The 25,831-nt window shown below is 56.2% G+C and carries 19 protein-coding genes; 10 read left to right on the forward strand and 9 right to left on the reverse strand.

Going from position 1 to position 25,831, the window contains the following annotated elements; genetic code table 11:
- Nucleotides 1-46 precede the first annotated feature (46 nt).
- Together VF639_RS23415 and VF639_RS23420 are read left to right on the forward strand one after the other, a co-directional pair.
- Nucleotides 47-2,788 carry an MGH1-like glycoside hydrolase domain-containing protein gene (locus VF639_RS23415; protein ID WP_331148384.1) on the forward strand — a complete coding sequence of 914 codons (2,742 nt, stop codon included), beginning with the start codon at nt 47-49 and terminating at the stop codon, nt 2,786-2,788.
- Between the two features lie 154 nt (nt 2,789-2,942).
- Complete coding sequence (locus VF639_RS23420) at nt 2,943-3,332, forward strand: group III truncated hemoglobin (protein ID WP_331148385.1); 390 nt, start codon at nt 2,943-2,945, stop codon at nt 3,330-3,332.
- Between the two features lie 174 nt (nt 3,333-3,506).
- Here VF639_RS23420 and odhB read toward each other — a convergent pair whose 3' ends face one another.
- From odhB to VF639_RS23435, 3 genes are all read right to left on the reverse strand, one after another.
- Nucleotides 3,507-5,246, reverse strand: a complete 1,740-nt coding sequence (gene odhB, locus VF639_RS23425; protein ID WP_331148386.1) for a 2-oxoglutarate dehydrogenase complex dihydrolipoyllysine-residue succinyltransferase — start codon at nt 5,244-5,246, stop codon at nt 3,507-3,509.
- Nucleotides 5,247-5,363: 117 nt separating this feature from the next.
- Nucleotides 5,364-8,216: a 2-oxoglutarate dehydrogenase E1 component gene (locus tag VF639_RS23430; RefSeq protein ID WP_331148387.1), complete on the reverse strand. Its 2,853-nt coding sequence runs from the start codon at nt 8,214-8,216 to the stop codon at nt 5,364-5,366.
- A 526-nt stretch (nt 8,217-8,742) separates the two neighbouring features.
- Entirely contained in the window at nt 8,743-9,939 is a 1,197-nt protein-coding gene (locus VF639_RS23435) for an SMP-30/gluconolactonase/LRE family protein (protein ID WP_331148388.1), read from the reverse strand.
- A gap of 443 nt (nt 9,940-10,382) precedes the next feature.
- On the opposite strand from VF639_RS23435, the gene VF639_RS23440 reads away from it, so the two are divergent.
- On the forward strand, nt 10,383-10,904 hold the full coding sequence (locus VF639_RS23440) for an RlpA-like double-psi beta-barrel domain-containing protein (RefSeq protein ID WP_331148389.1): 522 nt from the start codon (nt 10,383-10,385) through the stop codon (nt 10,902-10,904).
- Between the two features lie 21 nt (nt 10,905-10,925).
- Here the strand turns inward: VF639_RS23440 and VF639_RS23445 are convergent, their stop codons facing one another.
- Together VF639_RS23445 and VF639_RS23450 are read right to left on the reverse strand one after the other, a co-directional pair.
- On the reverse strand, nt 10,926-11,948 hold the full coding sequence (locus tag VF639_RS23445; protein ID WP_331148390.1) for a hypothetical protein: 1,023 nt from the start codon (nt 11,946-11,948) through the stop codon (nt 10,926-10,928).
- Between the two features lie 311 nt (nt 11,949-12,259).
- Nucleotides 12,260-12,661 carry a hypothetical protein gene (locus tag VF639_RS23450; protein ID WP_331148391.1) on the reverse strand — a complete coding sequence of 134 codons (402 nt, stop codon included), beginning with the start codon at nt 12,659-12,661 and terminating at the stop codon, nt 12,260-12,262.
- 297 nt (nt 12,662-12,958) lie between these two features.
- Here VF639_RS23450 and VF639_RS23455 point away from each other — a divergent pair, with 297 nt between their 5' ends.
- The gene (locus VF639_RS23455) at nt 12,959-13,348 is read left to right on the forward strand and encodes a hypothetical protein (RefSeq protein ID WP_331148392.1); all 390 of its coding nucleotides are present in this window, start codon (nt 12,959-12,961) and stop codon (nt 13,346-13,348) included.
- Nucleotides 13,349-13,453: 105 nt separating this feature from the next.
- Here VF639_RS23455 and VF639_RS23460 read toward each other — a convergent pair whose 3' ends face one another.
- A complete protein-coding gene (locus tag VF639_RS23460) occupies nt 13,454-15,007 on the reverse strand; it encodes a hypothetical protein (RefSeq protein ID WP_331148393.1) in 1,554 nt (517 codons plus the stop codon).
- Between the two features lie 271 nt (nt 15,008-15,278).
- Here VF639_RS23460 and VF639_RS23465 point away from each other — a divergent pair, with 271 nt between their 5' ends.
- From VF639_RS23465 to VF639_RS23475, 3 genes are all read left to right on the forward strand, one after another.
- Nucleotides 15,279-15,497 carry a CsbD family protein gene (locus VF639_RS23465; RefSeq protein WP_331148394.1) on the forward strand — a complete coding sequence of 73 codons (219 nt, stop codon included), beginning with the start codon at nt 15,279-15,281 and terminating at the stop codon, nt 15,495-15,497.
- A gap of 199 nt (nt 15,498-15,696) precedes the next feature.
- Complete coding sequence (locus VF639_RS23470; protein ID WP_331148395.1) at nt 15,697-16,290, forward strand: hypothetical protein; 594 nt, start codon at nt 15,697-15,699, stop codon at nt 16,288-16,290.
- 56 nt (nt 16,291-16,346) lie between these two features.
- A complete protein-coding gene (locus VF639_RS23475) occupies nt 16,347-17,177 on the forward strand; it encodes a DUF1206 domain-containing protein (protein ID WP_331148396.1) in 831 nt (276 codons plus the stop codon).
- A 46-nt stretch (nt 17,178-17,223) separates the two neighbouring features.
- Here the strand turns inward: VF639_RS23475 and VF639_RS23480 are convergent, their stop codons facing one another.
- Together VF639_RS23480 and VF639_RS23485 are read right to left on the reverse strand one after the other, a co-directional pair.
- Nucleotides 17,224-17,517, reverse strand: coding sequence for a hypothetical protein (locus VF639_RS23480; RefSeq protein ID WP_331148397.1), 294 nt, complete (start codon nt 17,515-17,517; stop codon nt 17,224-17,226).
- 71 nt (nt 17,518-17,588) lie between these two features.
- Complete coding sequence (locus VF639_RS23485) at nt 17,589-18,821, reverse strand: NAD(P)-dependent oxidoreductase (RefSeq protein ID WP_331148398.1); 1,233 nt, start codon at nt 18,819-18,821, stop codon at nt 17,589-17,591.
- Between the two features lie 303 nt (nt 18,822-19,124).
- On the opposite strand from VF639_RS23485, the gene VF639_RS23490 reads away from it, so the two are divergent.
- Entirely contained in the window at nt 19,125-21,329 is a 2,205-nt protein-coding gene (locus VF639_RS23490; RefSeq protein WP_331148399.1) for a rhamnogalacturonan lyase family protein, read from the forward strand.
- Nucleotides 21,330-21,618: 289 nt separating this feature from the next.
- Complete coding sequence (gene gcvP / locus VF639_RS23495; protein WP_331148400.1) at nt 21,619-24,543, forward strand: aminomethyl-transferring glycine dehydrogenase; 2,925 nt, start codon at nt 21,619-21,621, stop codon at nt 24,541-24,543.
- A gap of 131 nt (nt 24,544-24,674) precedes the next feature.
- Here the strand turns inward: gcvP and VF639_RS23500 are convergent, their stop codons facing one another.
- Nucleotides 24,675-24,872 carry a hypothetical protein gene (locus tag VF639_RS23500; RefSeq protein WP_331148401.1) on the reverse strand — a complete coding sequence of 66 codons (198 nt, stop codon included), beginning with the start codon at nt 24,870-24,872 and terminating at the stop codon, nt 24,675-24,677.
- Between the two features lie 314 nt (nt 24,873-25,186).
- Here VF639_RS23500 and VF639_RS23505 point away from each other — a divergent pair, with 314 nt between their 5' ends.
- Complete coding sequence (locus tag VF639_RS23505; RefSeq protein ID WP_331148402.1) at nt 25,187-25,786, forward strand: DUF4136 domain-containing protein; 600 nt, start codon at nt 25,187-25,189, stop codon at nt 25,784-25,786.
- The last annotated feature ends 45 nt before the right edge of the window (nt 25,787-25,831 follow it).

Raw genomic sequence — 25,831 nt, forward strand, 5'->3', positions numbered from 1 at the left:
ACAGGATTTCCGCGTTACAGGCTCATTGACCCTGATCTTGCCTTGCATGGCTCAACCACCTACTTCCTCTTCTACTGGGCCTGTATGGCAATCAGCAGCTTACACGCTTTACCGTGACAGATTGGTGCAGGGCCCACACACGGCGCGGGCGGTATCGCGCACTGAGCTGACATCCGACTACCAAAGCCCAGCCAATGCATTTCTAAGCCCGCAGGTAAATTTCAAGTTCAGCTTGAATGGCTACGACAATGAAATGCCACCGGGCCAGGACCACCTGTTTGTGGCGGTGCCTGACGCCAACGGTGCTTCATTGGAAACGCCGGCCATCGGGTTCGGTCAACCCTATAGAGACAGTACTCTGGTACCCGTTGGCACCTACCTCGCGCCCAACACGCCCCTGAAAATCCGGCTGGATATGCGGCCGGTGCTGGCGGCATTCGACAGCCAGGGCTTCTACACCTTATATAATGGAGAGTATCTGTACAAAGACGACCTGAAGCACATCTTCGTGGCCGGCAACACGGCGCCCTTGTGCTGGGACTTCGACAACCTGAGCCAACAGCCGCAGCTAGAGCTTAAAGACTTCGACGGCAGCGGCATCTACGAAGTAACCGTACAGCTCAACCCTCCCATAGCCGCGCAACCAACTGTTAGCCAATGGACGCCACGCCTCAATACGGCGGAGTTTCCGCAGTGCATGTCCGAGTACCCGCTGCTCGATGCGCTGTATAACCTGGCACTGGAGGAAGCGAAACGCGCCGTAGAGCCCGATGGCACCTTTCGCACCGGGCAGGAGTGGGCCGGCGTCTGGACCCGCGACATCAGCTACAGCATCATCTTGGCACAGGCAATCTTGCAGCCTGAAGTAGCCAAAACCAGCTTACTGAGCAAGGTCACGCCCCACGGTCGCATCGTTCAGGATACCGGCACCGGGGGCGCCTACCCGTGCTCCACTGACCGGGTTATTTGGGCTACGGCGGCTTGGGAGATTTACAAGACCACCGGCGACGAGGCCTGGCTGGAACAGGTGTACCCCATCATCAAGAACACCATCGAAGACGATGAGCTGGTGGCTTATACTCCCCACCGCCACAACGCGGGCGCACAGTCCTCTTCCCCAGAAGTAGAGGAAAACCGTCCTGACCAGACAGCGGGCCAGCCGACCAACTTAGTGCGCGGCGAATCTTCCTTTCTGGATTGGCGCGAGCAAACCTACCCGCAGTGGATGCAGCCGGCAGATATTTATCAATCGGAAAGCCTTGGTACCAATGCGGCACACTTCCAGGCCAACATGGTGCTGGCTTTGATGGCCGGTAAGCTCGGCGCCGCGGAAGTGGCCCGCGCGGCCCAAGAAAGAGCCGCCCGCATTAAAAGCGGCATCAACGAGAACCTATGGCTGCCCGAGCAAGGCTACTACGGCCAGTACCGCTACGGCCGCATCTACCAAGTCCTGTCGCCACGGGCCGAAGCTTTGGGTGAGGCGCTGACTGTACTGTTCGACATAGCCGACGAGGACCGTAGTCAAACCGTGGTGGCCCGTACGCCGGTCATGGACTATGGTATTCCGTGCATCTACCCGCAGATTCCTGGTGTGCTGCCTTATCATAATGATGGAGTGTGGCCCTTTGTGCAAAGCTATTGGGGACTGGCCGCCGCCAAAGCCGGCAACGAAACGGCTTTCATGGAAAGCATAGCCGCCATAACCCGGCCAGCCGCCCTGTTCTTAACCAACAAGGAAAACTTCGTGGCCAGCAACGGCGACTTTGCCGGCACGCAAGTAAACAGCAGCGTCATGCTGTGGAGCATTTCGGGGGCGCTAGGCTTAACCTATAAAGGCTTGTTTGGTATGGACTTTCAAACGGATGGCCTCACGTTCCGGCCCTTCGTGCCGCAAGCACTGCAAGGCCAGCGTAAGCTCACCAACTTCCGCTACCGGCAGGCCGTGCTGGATATCGAGTTGCAAGGCTTCGGCAACGTTATTCGCTCCATTACTCTTGATGGTCAGTTATTACCCAATGCCACCGTACCCGCCAGCCTTGTCGGCCAGCACTCTATCTATATAGAACTGACCAACGAAACCCCGCTCCCGGCAACTCAAAACAAAGTACCCCACCACGTTTCACCGGTAATGCCAACCGTAACCTACAGCGCCGGGCGCCTGGAGTGGAATATGGTGGAAGGCGCCGAAGCCTATCGGCTACTGTGTAATGGTCAGGTGGTAAGCCGCACCACCGAGAACAGTTGGCCAGTTCTCACTCCTAATATATACACCGAGTATCAGGTAATGGCCCTGGACGCGCTAGGCTTCGAAAGTTTTGCCAGTGAGCCGTTGCCCATTGAACCCGAGAAGGTACAGTACACCTTCGAGTTGGAAGCCAGCTCTTCTGGCGCAAGCAAGTCTTGCCAAGGCTACACGGGCAGCGGGTTTGTGGAAACCAGCACCACGGTTAACCGGCGCGTAATGGCCCACATAACGGTACCTATCACTGGGCGCTACGCAGTGGATTTTCGCTACGCAAATGGCAACGGCCCAGTTAGCACCAGCAACAAATGTGCTATGCGCACCTTACGCAACAGCTCCTCTGTTCTCGGCACTATAGTGCTACCACAACGCGGAGCAGACGAGTGGTCGGATTGGGGCTTCACGAACCCGTTATTGCTGAGCTTAGAAGGTGGTAATCACACCCTAACGCTCAGCTTAGAACCGGCTAACAGGAACATGAATGACGAGGTGAATGAGGCCTTGCTTGACTATTTGCGACTGACGAGGATAGGCCAAGGCTACTGATACTTTTTTAACATACTAATACTTTAATGCCTTTAAACGAAATGGAGGCATATCGAATTGGATTGTAAAATTTCAATACTGAATTATTAGCGAAAGCACTGCAACCTGCGTAAATTCGCTACGTATCTGGTATCCCAATTATCCTTCTCTGCCCATGAAAAACTCTGCTACTTTGCACGACATTCAGACCGAAGGCGATATCAAAACGCTGGTTGATACGCTATGCTACAAAGCCACTAATGATACACTGCTAGGTGCCAGTTTCGGGGCCGCAGCTCGTATTCACTGGCCACATTATCTTACCACGCAGTACCATTACTGGAGCAGCACGCTGCTCGGCAAAGGTCAGGCCAACGGCGAACCGCTGCCCGAGCAAGTGGTGCTGCCACGTAGCGGGGCCCACGTTGAGCATTGGTTTCAACTGTTCTCTACCACGGTAGAAGAGCATTTTGCTGGCACCAAAGCCGAAGAAGCCAAGCAGGTAGCTCGCCAATTGGCGACCCGCTTAGGCATACTTCGCTCCCGGGAACTTCCCGTTGATTAACTGAACAACTACTCTCCTTGTGGGCAGCAACCTCATTCTTACCGATTCTATAGAAACACGCTGATACTTACTACGCCTCCACAACCCCCTCCCGCACAAATTCCCACCCACGAAAAAGGCTCCCCGCATTACGCAGGGAGCCTTTTTGTTTTCGATACTACGTGTCGCGCCAGATTACACGCCTAGCAACAGACGGGTTGGGTCTTCGAGCAGTTCTTTCACGCGCACTAGGAACGACACTGATTCGCGGCCGTCGATGATGCGGTGGTCGTAGCTCAGCGCCAAATACATCATCGGGCGAATAACTACCTGGCCGTTTTCGGCTACCGGGCGCTGCACAATGTTGTGCATGCCCAAAATGGCCGACTGAGGCGCGTTGATGATAGGCGTGCTCATCATCGAACCGAAAATACCGCCATTGGTGATGGTGAAGGTACCGCCGGTCATTTGCTCGATGGTGAGCTTGTTGTCGCGGGCCAACATGGCCAGACGCACCACTTCTTTCTCAATACCCTCGAAGGATAGCTCCTCGGCGTTGCGAATCACGGGCACCACCAATCCTTTCGGGGCCGATACGGCGATGCTGATGTCGCAGAAGTCGTTGAATACGATATCAGTACCGTCAATCTGCGCATTTACGGATGGGAATTCCTTTAGCGCCACGCACACGGCCTTGGTGAAGAACGACATAAAGCCGAGGCCCACGCCGTTTTTCTCCTTGAACTTGTCTTTGAACTTGGTGCGCAAATCCATGATGGGCTGCATGTTCACTTCGTTGAACGTAGTGAGCATGGCCGTTTCGTTTTTCACCGACACCAAGCGGCGGGCCACCGTCTTGCGCAAGTTGCTCATCCGCTCACGGCGCTGGTTGCGGTTGCCAGAAGCTGCCGGAGCCGTTTCAACTGGCTTGGCCGCCGGAGCGGGAGCTGAAGTTGGCGGAGCAGCGGCCGGAGCCGGAGCTGCTGGGCGGGTTTGCGCGTTTTGCGCGTCTTCTTTGGTAATGCGCCCGTCGCGGCCCGTACCCTGCACCTCAGTTGCGTTGATACCTTTCTCCCCGAGAATCTTGCCAGCCGCTGGCGAAGGTGTACCCGTAGCGTAGCTCGAAGTGGAAGCCGAAGTAGCCGGTGCGGCCACCGCGGGAGTTGCCTGCGAAGCAGTTGACGCCGAAGCAGCCGGGGCCGCGGGAGCTGCGGCAACACCACTTCCACCTTCGATGCGGGCAACAGTAGCACCAATGCCAATGGTTTCGCCTTCCTTGGCGGCGTGACGCAACATACCCGTACCCTCAGCGGGCAGTTCGAAAGTGGCTTTGTCTGATTCCAGCTCGGCAATAATTTCGTCGCGCTGCACTTGCGCCCCGTCTGCTTTCAGCCACTTCGATACGGTTACTTCCGTAATGGATTCCCCAACCGCCGGAATCTTCATTTCCACCGTTGCGCCACCAGTGCTGGCTGCCGAAGCAGGAGCTGCCGCCGGAGTTGGCGCAGCACTTGGCGTGGCCGTTGGCGTGTCGGCCGAGCCTGACTGCGAGCCGCCGTAGCCGCTTTGGTTGCTGGCCTGTGGGTTTTGCTCTCCTTGCGACACAGGGTCCGCGGTAGGCTGTGCGGGGGCTGCCGGAGCGGGCTGCGCCGCTGGAGTTGCCGCCGGAGCGGCGGCGGCCGGACCATCAGAGGCCGCACCGTTGTCCCCAATATCCGCAATAACTGTCCCGATGCCGATAGTTTCGCCTTCGGCCACGCGGATCTTCAGGATACCATCCGTTTCGGCGGGTAGCTCGAACGTAGCTTTATCGGATTCAAGTTCGGCAATAACTTCGTCGCGCTTCACTGTATCACCGTCCTGCTTCAGCCATTTGGCAATAGTTACTTCGGTGATGGATTCGCCAACTGCGGGGATTTTGATTTCCAGACCCATGATGGGATGTTGAGGGGGTGTGATGCCAGCAATTAGCCGGCAGTTCGTTGAATTGTAAGTCGATAGAGCAAACAACGCGGAGCTGGTACCCTTGCTAGCAGCTAAGGTACCGTGCTACTATGCGTCCTGGCTTTTGTCGGCTACGGCTACGGCTTCTTTGATGGTGGAATCGGCTACGGCTTCTTTGGGCTTGTCGAAGGCCCGCGCCACAAGGTCCTTCTGCTCTTTGATGTGCACCTTGTTGTAGCCGGTAGCTGGCGATGCCGAGGGCTTACGCGCAACAACGTCTTCCAGCTCGCGGCGCATAAAGCGCAACAGGTAATTCCAGTAGCCCATGTTTTCGGGCTCCTCTTGTACCCAATACACCTTCGCCTTCGGATACTTCGCCAGCTCGGCATCCAGCTGCTTCTTCGGGAACGGGTGCAGCTGCTCCATGCGCACGATGGCAACATCAGTGCGGCCCGAGGTATGCTGCTCTTCCAGGAGGTCGAAGTACACTTTGCCGGAACACAGCAGCACGCGCTTCACCTTCTTGGCTTCGGCGTACGTATCGCCGAGCACCTCACGGAAACCACCACTCGTAAACTCTTCTACCGGCGACACGCACAGCGGGTGGCGCAGCATCGACTTCGGCGACATCACCACCAGCGGCTTGCGGAACTCCCACGTCAGCTGCCGCCGCAGGGCATGGAAGAAGTTGGCCGGTGTCGTCATGTTGGCCACCACGATGTTGTTTTCGGCGGCCAGCTGCAAGAACCGCTCAGGGCGGGCATTGGAGTGCTCGGGGCCTTGGCCTTCGTAGCCGTGGGGCAACAGCATCACCACCCCGTTCATGCGCTGCCACTTGCTTTCCGACGACACAATAAATTGGTCGATCATGGTTTGGGCACCGTTGGCGAAGTCGCCGAACTGCGCTTCCCATATCACCAGAGCCGTTGGGTTGGCCATGGCGTAGCCAAACTCGAAACCAAGCACCCCATACTCGCTTAGCAGCGAGTTGTAGATATTCAGCTTTTCCTGGCCTTCCCCAATGTGATTGAGCGAGTTATAGGGTGCCGACGTTTCGGCGTCGTGCAACACGGCGTGGCGGTGCGAGAACGTACCGCGCTGTACGTCCTGGCCGCTCACGCGCACAATGTGCTTTTCTGCCAGCAACGACCCGTAAGCCAACAGCTCGCCCGCGGCCCAATTGAGTATCCGCGTCTCGAAGAACATTTTCTTGCGCTCCTCGATCAGCTTTTCAATCTGCTTCAACGGGCGGAAGCCTTCGGGCAGGGTGGTAAGGGCCTTGCCTACTTTCGCCACCTCTTCCTCGCTGATGCCGGTTTCCGGCGACTTATCGAAGTCTTCGGGCTTGCTGCGGCGCAAACTGCGCCACTCGTTTTCGAGGGCCTGGTAGTTGTACGGCAGGGGCTTCTGCTTCACCAGATCCAGGCGGGCCTGGAGGGTTTCGCGGAATTCTTTGTCCATCTGCGCGGCTAGTTCGGCGTCTACGTCGCCGCGTTGTACCAGCGTGGTGTTGTACACCTCGCGCGGATTCTGGTGCTTGCTGATGATGTTGTAGAGCGTCGGCTGCGTGAACTTCGGCTCGTCCGATTCGTTGTGGCCGTGGCGACGGTAGCACACCATATCAATAAAGATATCGGCGTGGAACTGCTGCCGGTACTCGGTAGCCAAACGCACGGCAAACACGACCGCCTCGGGGTCGTCACCGTTGACGTGTATCACGGGCGCGTCGATAATCTTGGCCAGGTCGGTGCTATAAATAGACGAGCGGGCGTCTTCGAAGTCGGTGGTGAAGCCAACTTGGTTGTTGATAACGAAGTGTACCGTACCGCCCGTCTTGTAGCCTTCCAGCTGCGACATCTGCGTTACCTCGAAGCCAATGCCTTGGCCAGCCAACGCCGCGTCGCCGTGGATCAGGATGGGCAGCATCTTGTCGTAGTCGTTGCCATAACCGTGGTCGAGCTTAGCGCGCACGAAGCCTTCCACCACTGGGTTCACCGCTTCGAGGTGCGAAGGGTTAGGGGCCAGCTTCAGGTTTACGGTGCGGCCCGCGGCGTCCACCTGGCTGCTGTAGCCCATGTGGTATTTCACGTCGCCGTCGCCCATGGTCAGGTCGGGAACGGCAGTGCCCTCGAATTCCGAGAAGATCTGCTCGTAGGTCTTGCCCATGATGTTGGCCAGCACGTTGAGGCGGCCGCGGTGGGCCATGCCAATCACCACTTCCTCTACCCCAAGCTCGGCACCGCGCTGGATGATGGCATCGAGCGCCGGAATAGTGGTTTCGCCACCTTCCAAGGAGAAACGCTTCTGCCCCAAAAACTTGGTATGCAAGAAGTTCTCAAACACCACCGCCTCGTTCAACTTGCTGAGGATGCGCTTTTTGTAGTCAATGCTCGGGTTAAAGTTGAGCGAGTCTTTCTCTACTTTTTCGCGGAACCAGTCGAGGACCTGTGGGTCGCGGATGTACATGTACTCGAAGCCAATGGTGCCCGTGTACACCTTCTCGAGTGCCGCTACGATGTCGCGTAGTTTGGTGTTGGCTCCTAGCCCCAATACTTCGCCGTTTTTAAATACGGTATCAAGGTCGGTTTCGCTGAGCCCAAAATCCGCCAGGTCGAGGCGGGCTTTGCGGTCTTTGCGCTTGCGTACCGGGTTGGTGTTGGCGCGCAAGTGGCCCCGGCTGCGGTACGCGTGAATCAGATTGCGTACCTGCGTTTCCTTGTCGGCAGCCACAGTGTCAACGGAGCGAATTTGCTCGGTACCGTTGGTGGAAGCCATTTGCGTGAGCACGCCCTCTCCCACAGTTTGGGGTACGCCACCATCGGGGTACTGCTGCGAGAAATCAAAGCCCTCAAAAAATTTCTGCCAGCCAAAGTCAACCGATTGCGGGTCGTTCTTATAGGCTTGGTAGAGTTGGTCGATGTAGTCGCCGTGGGCGTTGGCGATATAAGAATATGCGTCCATGCGGTGGGAGCTGTTGGGTCGGGAGTAAAGGTAACAAGTCTGGCATTGAGGCAAAAACCTGTATTCGACTACACGAATACGCCTTACTATCAACATATTGCTTTCAAAGCAGACTCACAGGCTCAACAAAAAGGCCATCCAATCTATTCAAAATAAAACAGAAAGCCCTTTTCCTGAACGAAGGAAAGCGCTTTCTGTTACCGTAAGACGCATACTAATTCGATTTACGGTTGTGTACACAGTCGAAATCGAAGCATCTCGCATGTTGATACATGCTTATACTAAAGTAGTGTCATGCTAAGTTGAGGTGTAGCCAACGCAAGTGTCTGCCAGTATGATAACCATCACCTGCATCAGCACGCGAGATGCTTGCGTTGGCTACGCCTCCTGCTACGCGGACGCCAGATCAAGCAGGACGTTCCCGTTCCGGAGTAGCTTACCGGACTCTTATCTTAAAACGGCTTTGCTTCAAGCTTTTATTGCCAACCAATGCACGGCAGTACATATAAGAAGGACCTTAAATAAGCTACTGTGCCATTTTCATTTTGAAGATGTGGTACGGCTGATCTTGCCGACCGATGCCTTTATTCCAGGTTGCCGTTTTGTGTATGGCCGAATTGGTAACGTAGAGCATCCCCTCGGGGCCAAAGGCAAACGTATCGGGCCATTCGAGGCGCGGGTCCTGCACTACGGGCTCGATTTTGCCAGCGGGCGTACGACGCACAATCGAATGGTTTTCAAAGGCCGTCATGTAGAGGTTGTTTTGGGCGTCAATCTCCATACCGTCGCAAGCGGGCACTTTGCCTAGGTCTTCTATCTGCTGGCCGAGTTGGGCATCCGTTAGCGCCGGGTTGCGCAACGCTTCCGTTTTGATGCGGTACAGCGTGTAGCTGGTTAGGGGTTTCCAATAGAGGTATTGGAAATCCTGGCTTAGCGCAATACCGTCGGCGTTGAAACGCGCCTTCTTACCGGTTGGGTCTACCATCTCGTGACCATCGGCCTTGATATTCAGCGTAGTATCGCCGAGCATAGACGGATGCTTCTCCAGCACCTTGCGGGCCTTCCCCGATTTCAGATCCACTACTACCAGGGCCCCGATGCCAGATTCGGTGATGTAGGCGTAGTTACGCTCGGTGTCAATCCGAACGTCGTTGAGGTAGGACTTACGGGCGGCTACACTTTCGGGGAAGCTGATGTTTTGGGTTACCTTATTGGTCTTCGGATCAATCTTAACCAGTTTGGGGCCGCCTACTACGGTGCCTTTTATGTTGGGCGAGGCCGGGTCGAGCACCCACAGCATGCCCGATTTGTCGGCGTAGACACTTTGTGGGCAAATCCAGTGCTTTTGCGGCTCGTTACGCACGGTTTCGTTCCAAGTGCACCAGCTGGCATCCGGGTAGGGCTTTACAGAACCGTCCGTACCAATTTCAGCTACCGGATTAACCGGGTTATTGTCCCAACGCGGAAAGTCGCCGAACACCCGGCCGTCGGGCAGCACAGCAACCCCCACAATCTGCGGTTCGCGAAACGCGGCTACCACCTGCAATGGCGAATTGGCAGGTGCTTGCGGCGCATCCGTGGTAGTAGAATCAGTTGAGGTGGTAATGCCGGCTTGGTTGGCCGTGTTAGACGGCGATGAGCAACTGCTAACTAGCCCAACAGCAAGCAAAGCAACGGGCAAGGCTACTGGCCTTGAGGTAGAGAAACCGAAAAAATAATCCATGGATTTAAGCTTGAAACAGTTGAAGTAATCGAATACTACTGACTCCTTAAGTTGACCATTCAGTTACCCACATCTGGTAGCTTTCCTGCTTAATAATGGGCCAATAGCTACTCTCCGAGATCTTTCTTCTTTACTGCTAAGATTGGTAAAGGTTGAGGCAGTACTACACCAACTGACAGGTTTGATAGAATATCATTGACAGTTCGTCATGAATTTTGCCGTATCTTTGGCGCCTCTTACCGGGTAAGTGTCGCTAAATCCTATCTTTTATAATTTTTATCCGATTTTCCTGCTTAACATGCTTGTTTTGGCCTTTTGGCTTTCAACATAAAAAACCGGGGCAACCTTTTCTATTCGAAAGGAGTTATGCCCGTCCCTGAAGCCGAGTCGGGCCGGCTGTCCACCCTCTCCGGGCGAAGCGAGAGTACACGAACCCAAAAGTCATGTCCATTGCGTTATTCCTTCTAACCTTCCTCTTCCCGCCCCGCACTATTTCGTCCCCCGCGCTAGCTCTGCCCTCCACTGTGGCTAGTCTTAGCCCCCGTCCGGTGGCTGTTGCCGTACCCATACCGGCCGCTAGAATACTCCCCAAAACTCTGTCGTACACTGTTACGGCAACCACTTACTGGCCTGAGCTAGGTCAGACTGATAGCGCCCCGATGGAAACCGCTGATGGATCCATCATCCCAACCCGCCATTCGAGCCGCACCCGCTGGCTGGCCGTTTCCCGCGACTTACTGAAAGACTGGGGCGGCCCCTTCCGCTACGGTGAGAAAGTACGGGTCCGGGGTATCTCTGAAGCCCTTGATGGCGACTATATAATCCACGACACGATGAACCGCCGCCACCGCCACTGCGTGGATGTGCTGGTGAACGAACGGGAATGCAAATCAGGCCTCGAAGGCCGCTGGAGCAAAATCAAGCTTAGCAAGCTGACTCCTAAACCAATATGGCAGGCTAGCTAGCCGCCGCTTGCCTCCCTCCTTTTACTTTTTTGTGTTTTCCTCTGGATAGCGCGTTAGCTGTCGGGGTTCGCCATCCGCTTCATATAGGAAGGAAAGCGGCAACTCAGGATCCTGCATGATTTCGGCCAGCGGAATATTCCACCGTTTCCACATTTCCAGCAACGATTGTCCGTATGCTGCATTTTCCCAAGGGTTGAAAATGTCGCTGGTAATGTCGTCGATGAGCGTATCCATGACGATGTGCGTGGCACCAGGCTGCCGTGTGCGCGGAAAATAATCGGGCACTACATTTAGAATGTAAGCGGCGTAGTACACTCGTGCCTTAAACTCAGCTACTTGCACTGGGTGCAAGGGCCTTGTGGCATCCTGGTACACCCGGCGCATAGCCTGCCCGATAATGCCATTGTCGACAAGGCAGGCGGTTATAACTGTGTTGTCGAGCTTGATGCTGAAGGTCAGAGTGCTTAGATCGTCGTCGTATTCGAAGGGCATGGCGTCCTGCGTTGGATCGACTTCAAGCACGAACACGGAGGCAGGAGTGAAATCCTCGAATTCGATGGGTACGCGCAGGGCCTGGAAACACTGGAAGAACGCCTGAAAGCGACGCAGCATCCGGGCATTTTCGGCCAGCGGATACTGTGGCACCGCCAGCGGCTCTAGCTCATTCAGCAGTTCCTTTACCAGTACCCCGTAGAACATCTTGCCGAGCCACAGGTACAGAGTTTTGTCGTCTAAACCCCTTAGCGCCTTAACTCCTTGGCTAGCAGCTTCTTTCACCTGCTCTTCCAGAGGCTCAACGTGCTGCGTGCGGCAGCGTGGGCAGCAAGGAATCCGCAGATCCTGATACGTTACGATGCTGAGGTCGAGCAGCTTGATTTGCCGATGGTGCAGGTCGTAGCGCGTCATCAGCCACTCGGCGAAGACGGGCACAAAGTCGGCGGGCGTGGTAGGCGTGCCGCACAAAAAGCACTGTTCCGGCCCGAAGCGCATGCCGTCGAACGGGTAGTAGAAAGTGAAATCGTCGAGGGCAGGAGAATCAGACATAAGCGGGCCGCCATAAGGGCCCGCAAAGGTAGCCCACTAATCAAGCAGAGTAAAACCTGCTGATGCTAATTCCAAGCAAGCAGTGGTTAGCTAAACTCGAAGCGAGCTTTTGAAGCAACCTAAACAAAAGCGCCCCGGCTGACTGGCCGGGGCGCTTTTGTTGTCTCGGGAGTTTGTAGCATGGAAGCTATAAGGAGCCACAAGAAACCTGTTCTGTGACGCGTGTAGCAAATTCAGACGCATTCATGCAGTGCCGAATACATGCTTCGCTCGTCGCGGAACAGACTTTCTGTGGCTTCCGCGTTACTTGCTTAGCGCGAAAGTGAAGAACCCACCTTAATGAGCACCTTGCTTAGGTGGCCAAGAGGAGCTGAGTAGTCGGCGTTGGGGTCGTCGGCTACCTTGGCCGTTTCGGCGCCTAACGTGGCTATGGTTTCTGCCAAGTCATGCGTTTCGGTGTCGGAAGCCGTTAACTGTCCGCGCAAAATGGCGAGTTCCTGGATTATCTTGGCTAGGCCGGGCCGTTCGGAAGCTTGCAGTACCGCTTCCCAGCGCTCTATTTCGGCTAGGCCGTGCTGGTCGCGCTTATCAGGAACGCCAGCATTGAGCAGATTGAGCGTGTCTTCGAGCAAGGCAGTATTCTGCTGATCGGTGACGTCGAGCGGCACATTGGGTGTAGCGGGCGTCTGGGGGGTGGAAGCAGTGGAGTCCATGATGATAATAGTCAGTAAGCGAAAAACCTTGCTTTCCTATACTTACTCCCGTCGCGAAAAGTTGAGTTCAGGCAGTTCTCAAGATCAGGTACGGCTTTACGGCTATCAGCTTTGTTGCTGCATCAGAAAGCGGAAAAGGAAGTGAGACAAATAAGCTAGAATGTTCTATTATCTCACTTTACGGGGTCTTCCTCTTTCAAAGAGTTTCACTTAACCGCTACAGTACTGTTGGGTTACCTTTTGTTGAGCGCGCAGTCAAAAAAACAAGTTTTCAACCGCTCTTTACTTTCATATTTCATGAAGCTGTCCGTTAAAATTTTGTTTGTAGCTGTTGCTTTCGCTGCTATCTCCTGCACCGAAACCGGCAAAGAGAATGCTGAAGCCGCCGCCAATAACACCGGGGCCGCCGCCGAAAAAACCGGCGACCCTGTTGAACTGGAAGCCAGTAATGCCGCTGACGCCACCGGAGCCGCAGTAAACAAAGCCGCCGCCAACACTGAAGTGGCCGCTGAAAAGGCAGGCGCAGCCATCGATAAAGCTGTCGACAAAGCCGGTCGGAAACTAGATGCCGCTGCTGAAAAAGTAGCTGCCAAAACCAAAGCCGCCGCCGACAAAGTCAACGCGAAGCTCGACAAAGTAGCGGCCGATGCCAAAGCTGACGTTGATAAGGAGAACCGGGAAGAATAGAAGCTCCAGCCCGCCCGAAGCCGCACAGCAAAACCAAGCAGTAGGCTGGCTTTGTTGTGCGGCATTTAGCGTTCAAGCCGGTGCTTAAAGCTATCGGCGGTGGCCTTACTTGTTTAGCTCGGTTTCTGCTGAAATATCGGCCACCTCTAGTAGCACCTCGTAGTAGGGCCGGCGCATTATGCGGGCTTGCAGCCAGGCGTAGAAGCTCATGGCCTGCAAGTCTTCGCGTTGCAGGGGCAACGATTGGGGCATATCGTCGACCCGCTGGGCGAACGAGGGATGCTGCGTAGCCTCCGGATTGTCAATTAGCTCGCGCACTAGCGTTAGGTAGCTAAGCACGTAGGCGTACGGGCCGCCGTCCTCTACACCACTTCGCTCGCGTAGCAGCCGCTCAATGGACCGCAGGCGGTTCAAAGCCAAATCGGAGTTGCCCATTTCAAATTGGGCCAGCATTTCACCGATGTTCTTGTTGATAAGCCACTCCAAACCCATTTCCTGCTCGCACCAGTGGTCGGAGCGGCCAATGCTGATGAGGGTTTGGTTGGTTTTGCTGAATTTGCCTTCTGCGAAGTAGTGAAAGGCTAGCCCGAGCCGAGCTGTGAGCTGGTCGCGGGGCGAGAGGGTGTTGGCGGACGAGCGCAGGGCTGATTCCAGCAGTTGAATGCTTTCGGCATTGCGACGCAGAAAGGCATAGTTAGCGGCCAGCAGAAACGTGTAGCGTGGCAACCACTCGGCCTGGTAGCTGGCGCCGCCTTCCTCGGCCAGCGCCCCTCGCAGCAACTGCAGATACCGCACCGACTCCTCGAAACGCCGTACCCGGTAGAGGGCGTGCGCAATCATGTAAAGCAAACCTACTTGGTAGTAGCGGTGCGCGGGTTGGAAACCGTGGCGCTTTTCCATGAGGTGATAGCACCGCAGCACAAACGGCGCGAACGAGGCAAAGTCGCGGCGCACGAGCATGGCGTTGCGGGCAATCGACATGAGGCGGTAGAGTACGGCCGGGCGGCGCGCAAAGGCTTCCTGCAAATCATATTCGCGCAGCACATCCTGCAAAATACCATCGAAGGCTTCGCCGGCGCGGCCTTTCACGCGGGCTTGGCGCAGGCGCTGCCGGATCAGGCTGTCGACTATACCGGCGCGCTCTTCTTCATCGGCCGCTTTCTTATTGAGGTGGCGGCAGCGGATGATTTCTTCCAGTGGATCGGCAAACTCGCTACCGGCCTGGGCAATCTGGAGATTGTAGACGGTATTGAGCAACTCGTATTGCTCGTTGAGGCGGGCTAGCTTTTCGGCTTTGCGTAGCGTAGACCAAGCCAGGCGCGGTACTCCCACCTCAAACAGGTACTGGGCCAAAGTAAGTAACCCCCTCACGGAAGAGGCCGCCGTGAGGTCGTGCTGGCGCTGGCGCAGCAGCAGGTAATCGGTGAGGTGGCGCAGTAGGCGCTTGCGCAGCGCGTAATAGGCCGTGGCGTTGGGCTCGTCGGGGTAGAGGCGGGTCAGCAGCTGGGGCGTGGTGTATTCTTTGGGGTGCAGCAGCAGCTCGTAGAGGCGCAGGTCCATGCGGCCTTTTTGCTTGCGCTTTTGGCGCTGAATAAACTGGGCGAAATCCTTGCGGTCCTCGGGCGAGAAAGTAGCCAGGGTGGTACGCAAATCATCCATAGTAATAGCGGAGATAAAGTTAAATAAAGGACGAAGCTAACTGCTTGAAACCAGCAGCATAACGTCAAGAAAACAGCAACCTAAAGAAACCTGCTTGCGCGCGAAATTCAAGCAGGCAGGAACTCCTTTGCAGTAGTTTATTTAATGGACCTGCTGTTACCTAGTAACCAAGTCTTAGTAACTGAATACAACATAATTTTCGGGCTTTATCAGTCGAGCTTGTAACTGAACCGTATACCCCTTATCCTCCACTAATACCCACCTACCTATCATGGACGCTAACAACAACGGCATCGACGACAGCACCGAACTGCGTGCTCGCGGCAATTGGAACGAAATCAAAGGCCAAGCCAAGCAGAAATGGGGCAACCTCACCGATGATGACCTCTCTTACGAGGAAGGCAAACAAGACGAATGGTTCGGCAGTTTGCAACATAAAACGGGCGAAGCTGTTGATGATATCAAAGCTTGGTTTAAACGCACTTTTTAGGTGCTGAAAGCATTAGTATTATAAGTTAAAATGCCTCGGACAGCAACGTCTGAGGCATTTGCTTTAAAACCAAGATCAATTATACCAACATGCAAATTGTTGTTTACAACACTGCGTTAGTACATAATTTTTCGTATATGCATTATAATTATTATTATCTACCTACCTTTAACAAAATTGCTTTCAGTGCCCCATTAATATGAGCATTAATCCAGAGGAACTACGCACCCTGGGTAATCCGGCTCTGATACGGCAGCCGAAAACTGCTTTCTTCTGCTCTCGTCAATACCCGGAAGCCATTGAGCGGCCAACTTACGTTTGGGCCCTTGAGCAACGCTATGCACATAACTGCATCTTGTCGGGGTTCCATTCCAAGCTCGAACAGGCTGTGTTCCGCTACTTGCTGCAAGGCCCGCAACAGCCCATTATATACGCATTAGGTCGTGGTATCCAGCCTAATCTACGTTTCGAGTACGGAACCGAGATTGAGGCTGGCCGCTTGTTGTTCCTTACTCCTTTCGAAAGAACGCTGCGTACCGTTACCGACGAAACAGCGGAAATACGCAACTTATTGGTGGCTGATTTAGCTGATCAGTTTTTTGTGCCTTACATGACGGCCGGAGGCAACATCGACCGGCTGCTAGCGAGTCCGGGGGCGCAAGGCAAACCCATTTTCACGCTTGATTTGCCAATGAATCTGCCCTTACTGCAACGGGGGGCGAGTATCTATCGGCCGATGGGGCCACTAAGTCGTGGCACCGGCTTGCCAACCCAACCGCGGCCTGCTGTTTAACCTTAAGCGTAGCTTTCTACGTACGCAGGTCTTACCCACCACTAGGACTTCGTACTATGACTGTAGCCAACACTCTTTCCTCTGCTGTTCCTTCCTCGCCTTCTGCGGGTATTCGGGCGTTGGCGCGCTTCGGCTTTGCGGCTAAAGGTCTCGTGTACTTGCTGATGGGCATTCTGGCGCTACTGGCGGCCACGGGCCAGCGCGGCGGTCAAACAGCCGATAAAAAACAAGCGGTTCAAACCCTGCAAGACTTGCCAGGCGGCCCGGTACTGCTCGGCTTTATTGCTTTTGGGCTGCTCGGCTACATCATCTGGCGCTTTGTGCAGGCCGTGCGCGACACCGAGAACAAGGGCTCGGGTGCCAAAGGCATAGGGCGGCGTCTTGGGTACGCGGGCAGTGGCCTGCTCTACGCTAGCTTGGCTTGGTTTGCCGCCCAGCTAGCCTGGAGCGGTAGTGCCAGCGGTGGCAGCAACAGTCAACAAACCCTCATCGCCAAAGTGCTAAGCTGGCCTGGCGGCAACTGGATAATCATGGCGGTAGGCTTAGCCATTATTGGCGCAGGCATCTACCAGATTATCAACGCCTATTCCGGCAAGTTTCACAAGCACGTAAATGCCAGCGACTTGCCGGCTAATCAGCAGAACATTGTGTACCGCACCGGCCAGGTTGGGTACACGGCGCGTGGCGTTGTAATGGCCATCATCGGTTACTTCTTCGTGCAAGCCGGTCGGCAGTCCAGCGCTTCGGCTGCCGGCACCACCGACGAAGCCTTCGACTTGCTGGCCACTATGGGTCCTGCGGTGTTGGGCATTGTGGCGCTTGGCCTGATGGCGTACGGCCTCTATATGCTAGTGCAGGCCCGCTACCCGGTCCTGCGTGGTGTGTAAGTGAAGGTATGAGTGGGAAATAGTAGCTGCTTTATAGGCACCTCACTCATGCTGGTTTGGTGTTCAGTTGCATCAGGTACAAGAAGGCACCCTGCAGTTCGGCCCGACAATGCTTGGCTTTGTGCTGAATACTATAGTTGGCAATGTAGTTCACCACCATGTTGGGCTGATCCAGTGGTAGGGTGGTACTTTCAACCCATTCCTCGCCTTCTGGAATGTAGATGATGGCCACGCAGTCGCCCCCACCGAACTCGTAGATAACCGTAATGGTACCCGCCTCGCTGGTATACATAATGGAGCCAGAGCGCCCATGCTCTTCTATTTTCACGAATGGCTTCATAGAGGGGTATCGGTGACAGTTGAAACAGGATACTTGGTTGTTTTCGCCTGCTCTTGTGCCGGCGGAACTGGCTAGGCCGGCAGCTGCTCGGCCACGTAATCCTGTAGGTAGTTGTAGCGCGGCAGTAGTTGACCATTACGCGCAATAGTGGCTCGTTCTACTACCTCATCCTGGCCGGGCTTACCTAACAAATGAGGCAGCACGTTGTCGAGCAGCTGGCGGCTGAAGTCGCGGCTGGCGTTGCGGGGCAATTCGCAAGGCAAGTTGTCGACAGCCATGATGGTGATGTTGGACGGATTGGAGTAGGCAGGTTCCAACTCACCGGTACGGCAGTTGTAGTCGAAGGCGGGCTCCGGAATGGAGCTGCTGCGCTTGGTGGTGGGCACCGAGCCGTTTACGTCGCAGGTTACGTCGGCAATGGTATTGATGCGGAAGTCGGGGCGTTGGGTGTCTTGCTCGGTGAAGAGGCGGGGGGCGGCCGGGTGCCAATAGGCGCAGGCAATTAGTAGGTCTGTTACCGGCAGAAAGGCGCCGAAGGTGGACTCGTATTCGTGCGGATTGCGGTGAAAGTCGGGGGTGTCCCACACGCGGCCGTCGCGGCGACGGTTGTAGTCGGAGCTGCCTAGCTGGGTGTACACTGGCTCGTTGAAGTCGTGGTACAAGTAATCATAGACGCTTACCCGCTTCAGGCCCATCAAATCGAGCACTTCCAGCGCGCCTTGCGCCACGCGGCCCGAGCCCGTTACTACCATTTTGATGGGCGGCAGCCGCTTTACCTTGAAGAACTCTTCCTGCATATCCTCCATGTCGATGCATTCATAGGCCGGCTTGAGCTGATACAGGCCGTGCTTGCGGCCGTAGGTTAGCAGCCCGTTGTAGGCACCCACGATGCCGGCCCAGCGGCCAAACGCCACAATCCGCTCCCCGCCTTCCTGGTTGGTCATCAACTCGTAATCAACCAGCGTGATGTTGTGACGCAGCACCGCCCGCAGCAGGTCCCGGTTGGCGGGCTGCTTTTTTACCGTGTGCGAGAAGAACAGGTAGGTTTTGTTGGGAAGTAGCTGGCTGACCGGCACTTCTTTAACGCCCATCAGGATGTCACAGTCCGCAACCTCCGCCTGTACGGTTATGCCTAAGTCGCGGTACTCCTGGTCGGAAAAGCAGCGGTGCGGGCTCTCCTGCACCACAATGCGCAAGCCCGGATACTGCGCTTCTGCTTCCACACATTTCTTGGGCGTGAGGGGCACCCGCTTGTCGGGCGGGGTCTTGCCTTCGCAGATCAGACCGATGGTAATGGGGTTCATATAGGGCACTTGGGTGGGGTGGGAATTCGCCCCAAATCTATTGGTTTTCGTTGGGCTGCGGCCGGACTCGCCCACGTTCTGTGGCTGCCACGCTTCAGACGCTACAACACCCACGATCTGGCTTGTTCACCTCGTTTTGGCCGCTGAGCTTTAGACAGCACAACCCCCATTGCGGCTACTCTTTTTTTCGACGTACATGATTATGGGATAGCGCCTTAGCCAGTAGAGCACAGGACGGTTGCGGTAAAGGCACCTGCTAGCTTGACGCTAGCAACGTTCCTATCCTTCATCCCTTCTCACCCTATGATTCAGACGACTTACTTGCCCCCCATTTCCAGCCTCCCGCACCAGGCAAGACTACGCTGGCTGTGCGCCGCTGCCGGCCAATTTCTTTTGCTGGCTGTTCTGCTGTTGAGCGCTAGCACCACGCACGCCCAACGGCGCATGGAAAAGCTCGACCGGGGCGTAGTAGCGGTTCGGACCGGCGCCAACACCGTATTTGTGGGATGGCGCCTGTTTGGCACCGACCCCAGCGGCCTTGCCTTCAACGTGTACCGGGGCACTACCCGCCTCAACGCCACGCCCATCACGGGCGCAACCAACCTCATCGACAATACCGACGCCAACGCCACCTACGTGGTGCGGCCAGTGCTCAACGGCGTTGAACAAGCGGCTTCGCCCGCGGCCAGCGTATGGCAGCAACAGTACCTCCGAATCCCGCTGCAGGTTCCGGCGGGCGGTACTTCGCCCGGAAACTCCGCGTACACCTACTCGGCTAATGACTGCAGTGTAGGAGACCTGGACGGCGACGGGCAGTACGAAATCGTGGTGAAGTGGGACCCCTCGAACTCGAAAGACAACTCGCAATCCGGCTATACCGGCAATGTTATCGTGGACGCGTACAAGCTCAACGGCACCCGTTTGTGGCGCATCGACCTGGGCCGCAACATCCGGGCCGGGGCCCACTACACGCAGCTCATGGTGTACGACCTTGATAGTGATGGCAAAGCCGAAGTGGCCTGCAAAACGGCCGATGGCACCGTCGATGGCCGCGGGGTGGTTATTGGAGATGCCAATGCCGACTACCGCAACTCGGCTGGCTACGTGCTGGCGGGCCCCGAGTTCCTGACTGTTTTCAACGGCCGCACGGGTGCGGCCATGGCCACCACCCCCTACTTGCCGGCCCGCGGCGCGGTAACCTCGTGGGGCGACAACTACGGCAACCGCGTAGACCGCTTTATTTCAACGGTAGCCTACCTCGATGGCGTGCGGCCGAGCCTAATTATGGGCCGCGGCTACTATACCCGGCTGGTGCGCGTGGCCTGGGACTGGCGCAACGGTCAGCTCACCCAGCGCTGGATCTTCGACAGCGATGCGCCCGGCAACGGTGCTTACGCGGGCATGGGCAACCACCAGCTTACCGTGGGCGACGTGGATGGCAACGGCCGCGACGAAGTGGTGAACGGCGCCAGCGCCATCCGCGACAATGGCACCGGGCTATACGCCAATGGCCTCGGGCACGGCGACGCCCTGCACATGAGCGACATGAACCCCGACCGGCCCGGCCAGGAGGTATGGCAGCCTCACGAGGAGCCGGCCCGGTACGGCCAGTATGGCCTTGAGTGCCGCGACGCCCTCACCGGCCAGCCGCTATGGGGCGTGCCCGCTACCGGCGACGTGGGGCGCGGCCTGGCTGCCGACGTAGACCCCAACCACCGCGGCTACGAAATGTGGGGTTCAGTAGGAGGACTGTACACTTGCACGGGTGTGCAGATCGGAACCGCCAAGCCTACCGTCAACTTTGCCGTGTGGTGGGACGGTGACTTGTCACGCGAACTGCTGGATGCGGCGTACAACTCGACCAGCAACTCCAGCACCGTGCGGCTGGAAAAATGGAACCCCGCTACCAACAGTCTGGCCCGCCTGCTTACCCCGAGCTTGCCTGAGAATGGCGACGGTCAAACCATCAATGGCACCAAAGCCAACCCCTGCGTCACGGCCGACATCTTGGGCGATTGGCGGGAAGAAATCCTGCTACGCTCGCGCGACAACCAGAGCCTGCTGCTGTACTCCACCACCGCGCCTACCACCGAGCGCATCTACACGCTCATGCACGACTCGCAGTACCGGCTAGCCGTGGCTCACGAGAATTCGGCCTACAACCAGCCCCCGCATACGAGTTTCTACCTCGGCACCGGCATGGCGCCGGCGCCCACGCCCAACATCGTGCTGGCCGACAGCACCAACAACGGCCCGCTCGGCACCCACAACGGCAACCCTGGCCGGATTGGGGTGGCGGTGTATCCGAACCCAACCACCAGCACCATCCACATTCAATCGGCCGGGCAGTTCACCTACATAATTTACAACGTGGCCGGCCAAGTAGTGGAGCAAGGCGAACGGCGCGACGACTTCAACGGCGGCCTCGACCTGAAGCCAGGATTGTACATGGTGCGTGTGCGCAACGCCAAAGGCGAACAAACCACCGTGAAAGTGCTCAAGCAGTAAGTAAACTGTCATGCTGACGACAGGAAGCATCGCGCGTGCTGAGGTTGTGCTAGTATCTGCCTCACTAGCAGGATGCTTTCTGTTGTCAGCATGACAGTTTACAGCAACAAGTACAGCGGCTTTTCAAGCTAAACAGGGGCGGGGCGACACAACGAAACAATTTCGTTGTGTCGCCTCAAACTTTTAGCAGACTGATGGATTTAGGAAGCAGGCAATTCGGGTTACTTTTTTCAAGTTACCTTTGTTAGGGTCTGTCCTGATACCTTCATTCTACTACTCAATATTCTGTATGTTGCTCCAACCCAAGGCCGCCGACGTATTCATTGACCGTCATAACGGACCTGATTCCGCCGCCGTGGCCGACATGCTGCGCGCCATCGGGGTCGATTCGCTTGACCAGCTCATCGACGAAACCGTACCGGCCGCTATCCGCCTGAAGCAGCCGCTCAACTTGCCTGCAGCCCTTACGGAGCGGGCCTTTTTGGCGAAGTTTAAAGGCATTGCCAGCCAGAACCGCATCTTCAAGAACTATATCGGGTTGGGCTATCATGACACCCAACTGCCGGGCGTTATCCAGCGCAACATTATGGAGAATCCGGGCTGGTACACGGCGTACACGCCTTACCAGGCCGAAATTGCGCAAGGCCGCCTCGAAGCCCTCATCAATTATCAAACGATGATAATTGACCTGACGGGTTTGGAAATTGCCAACGCCAGCTTGCTCGACGAAGGTACCGCCGCCGCCGAAACGCTGCACATGTTCCACTCGCTCACCAAGAAGAAGAACGCCACCCGCTACTTCGTGTCGGAGCAGGTGCTGCCCCAAACCATTGACGTGCTGCGCACCCGCGCTACGCCGCTCGGCATCGAGCTGGTAGTTGGTGACCACCGCACTGCCGACCTCACCGACGAGAGTTTGTTTGGTGCCATCCTGCAATACCCCGCCGCCGACGGCGCCGTCTACGACTACACCGACTTCATCTCGAAAGCCCACGACAGCAACCTGTTTGTGACCGTGGCTACCGATTTGCTGTCGCTCACGCTGCTCACGCCTCCCGGCGAGATGGGTGCCGACGCCTGCGTAGGCAACTCTCAGCGTTTCGGGGTGCCGATGGGCTACGGTGGACCGCACGCCGGCTTCCTGTCGACCAAAGACCAGTTCAAGCGCGTAATTCCGGGCCGTATTATTGGGCAAAGCATTGATGCGGCCGGCAACAAGGCCTACCGTATGGCCCTGCAAACTCGCGAGCAGCACATCCGCCGCGAAAAAGCTACCAGCAACATCTGCACCGCGCAAGTGCTGCTGTCGGTGCTGGCGGGCATGTATGCCGTGTACCATGGGCCGCAGCGCATCAAGCAGTTTGCTACCAATGTGCATGCCCTCTCGCAGGTGCTGGAGCAGGAGCTGAAGGCCTTAGGTCTTGATCAGCGCAACGAGTTCTACTTCGATACTCTCGACATCAAGCTGGAAAGCCCGGAGCTACAAGCGGCTATTCGGAAAGAAGCCGAAGCCGCGGGCATCAACTTCCGCTACTTCGAGGAGCATGGCACGCCCCGCGTAGGCATTTCGCTGCATCAGAACACCGAAATCGAGGATGTAGCTGACATCGTGGCCGTGTTTGCCAAGGTGCTCGGCAAGGAAGTGAAGCCGGTGGCTTTGCCCGCCGAAATTTCAGTGAACTGGCCCGAGGCGCTGCTGCGTACCAGCCCGTACCTGACGCACCCGATCTTCAACACGCACCACGCCGAACACGAGATGCTGCGCTACATGAAGCACCTCGAAAACAAGGACCTGAGCTTGGCGCACTCCATGATTCCGCTGGGCTCGTGCACCATGAAGCTGAACGCCACCGCCGAAATGATTCCGGTGACCTGGCCGGAAATCGGGGGGCTGCACCCGTTCGCCCCGCGCGAGCAAGCCAAAGGCTACACCCAGATCTTCCGGGACCTGGAGCAATGGTTGTGCGAGGTAACTGGCTTTGCGGCCATGAGCTTGCAGCCCAACTCGGGCGCGCAGGGTGAGTACGCCGGCCTGTTGGCCATCAAAGGCTACCACGATGCCCGCGGCGACCAGCACCGCAACATTGCTCTGATTCCGGCTTCTGCCCACGGTACTAACCCGGCCTCGGCCGTAATGGCGGGCATGCAGGTAGTGGTGGTGAAGAGCAGCGAGGCAGGTGAAATCGACGTGGCCGACCTGAAAGCCAAAGCCGCGCAGTACGCCGACAAGCTGAGCTGCCTGATGGTGACCTACCCCAGCACGCACGGCGTGTACGAGGAAACCATCATCGACATCTGCGAAACCATTCACCAGCACGGCGGCCGCGTGTACATGGACGGCGCCAACATGAACGCCCAGGTGGGCCTCACCTCCCCCGCTACCATCGGGGCCGATGTGTGCCACCTGAACCTGCACAAAACGTTCTGCATCCCGCACGGCGGTGGTGGTCCTGGCGTAGGCCCCATTGGCGTAGTAGCCGACTTGGCTCCTTACCTGTCGGGCCACGTGGTAGTGGATGCCGATGGCCGCACCGGTGGCGCGGTATCGTCGGCTCCGTGGGGTTCGGCCAGCATTCTGCCCATTTCTTATGCCTACATCAGCATGATGGGCGGTGCAGGGTTAACGGAAGCTACTCGCATAGCTATCCTGAACGCCAACTACATCAAGGCCAAGCTGGAAGAGCACTACCCTGTGCTGTACACTGGTGCCAACGGCCGCTGCGCCCACGAAATGATTCTGGACTGCCGACAGTTCAAGAAAGCGGGTATCGAGGTGGAAGACATAGCCAAGCGCCTCATGGACTATGGCTTCCACGCCCCAACCGTGTCGTTCCCGGTAGCGGGTACGCTGATGGTAGAGCCCACGGAGTCGGAAAGCAAAGAAGAACTGGACCGCTTCATCGAAGCCATGATCTGCATCCGCAAGGAAATTGCGGAAGTGGAAGCCGGCCGCGCCGATGCCAAAGACAACCTGCTCAAGCACGCCCCGCACACGGCCGCTGTCGTCCTCACGGAGGAGTGGACTCGTCCTTATACCCGCGAGCAGGCCGTGTACCCCACCGACTACGTGCGCGCCGCCAAGTTCTGGCCCAGCGTTTCTCGCATCGACTCGGCCTACGGTGACCGGAACCTTATCTGCTCTTGCACCTCGGTGGAAGAGTACGCCGACGCCGAAGAGAAGCTCGTGGAAACCGACAAAGGCCCTTCGTACTAATGCTTAATGCGCTACTTCGATTTGATTTTTAGTTGAAAAGGAAAGCCGATTTCTGATGAAATCGGCTTTCCTTTTTTCCTGGAAGCAACAAGTTTTCCTACGCACTAACAACCAAGCAGGAGGCACTAAAACTATGGCTGCGGGAAGCAGGTGCGGTACATGTACCCGCTGACCGTTTTGCCGTCTTTGGTTACGCGGGCTTTCACGAAGTAGACGTCTACCGTATCCGTCACCTGCACTTCGGAGCCAGGGGTGAGGTTGGCCAACTGAGCTGACTCTTTGGTCATGCCGTCATAGAGCACACAATCAACGATTGTATTGTGTGCCACTGGGGTCTTGTTGCTGTTCGTGCTGCTGGTGTTTTCTTTGGCTGCTGTGCAAGCAGTAAAACCCAGTAAACTGAGAAAAAGGAGCAGAGTTCGGTTCATTGTTGAGTTTGTATGGTCGGGGAAGGTAATTAGATTCTTAAATAAGAAGATAATTTTCTCGGAATAATTTTAATAGATTCAACCCGCTATAGCTACTGTTAGGGAACATTGGCACGTTTGAAAACGTTGAAGTAATAAGCAACGAAAGGTGCGAACCGAGCCGCTGAGAGCGGTTTTCCAAGTAGTTGCAGCTTTCTTCATACTGATCCATACCCATGAACTCCATCACTCGCTTATTTGCCCGTCCAGCTGCTTACATGGCTATCGGTTTTTCGCTGCTACTGGGTGTTACTGGTTGCGCTACTTCCTCCCGAGTTGGTGTTACTTCTGATTTCGACCACTCGGTCAATTTCCGTAATTACAAAACGTGGGCTTGGTACCCACAGCAAACGGTAGATGCAGAAGGTGGTCCTGCTAAAGGCTACGAGTCGTTTTTGGACCAGCGCCTGCAAGCAGCCGTAGAGCGCGAGCTTGCTGCCAAAGGTCTAACGCGGGTCGAGAAGGATGCCGACTTGTTTATTGCCTACAGCGCCAAAGTAGAGGAGAAACAGCAGGTTTCGCCTTACTACAACGGCCTCGGCTACCCCTACTACGGCTACGGCCTTTACAACCGCGGTTTATATTCGCCCGTCACGCAATACAAAGCGGGTACCGTTATTATCGACTTAGTTGACGCCAAGCGCAAAGAGCTAACATGGCGTGGCACTGGCCAAGCACAGGTCGATAACCAAAGCATTTCCGAAGAAGAAGTGCACCGCATTGTAAACGGCATCCTGGGCAACTACCCACCCACCGACGCCAATGCTCGTCGCTAACGAGTAGCCTTATTGACAACCTTTTATAGGTAAAAAGCCTCTTAG

This window comes from Hymenobacter sp., from assembly GCF_036387835.1.
Classification (GTDB): Bacteria; Bacteroidota; Bacteroidia; order Cytophagales; family Hymenobacteraceae; genus Hymenobacter.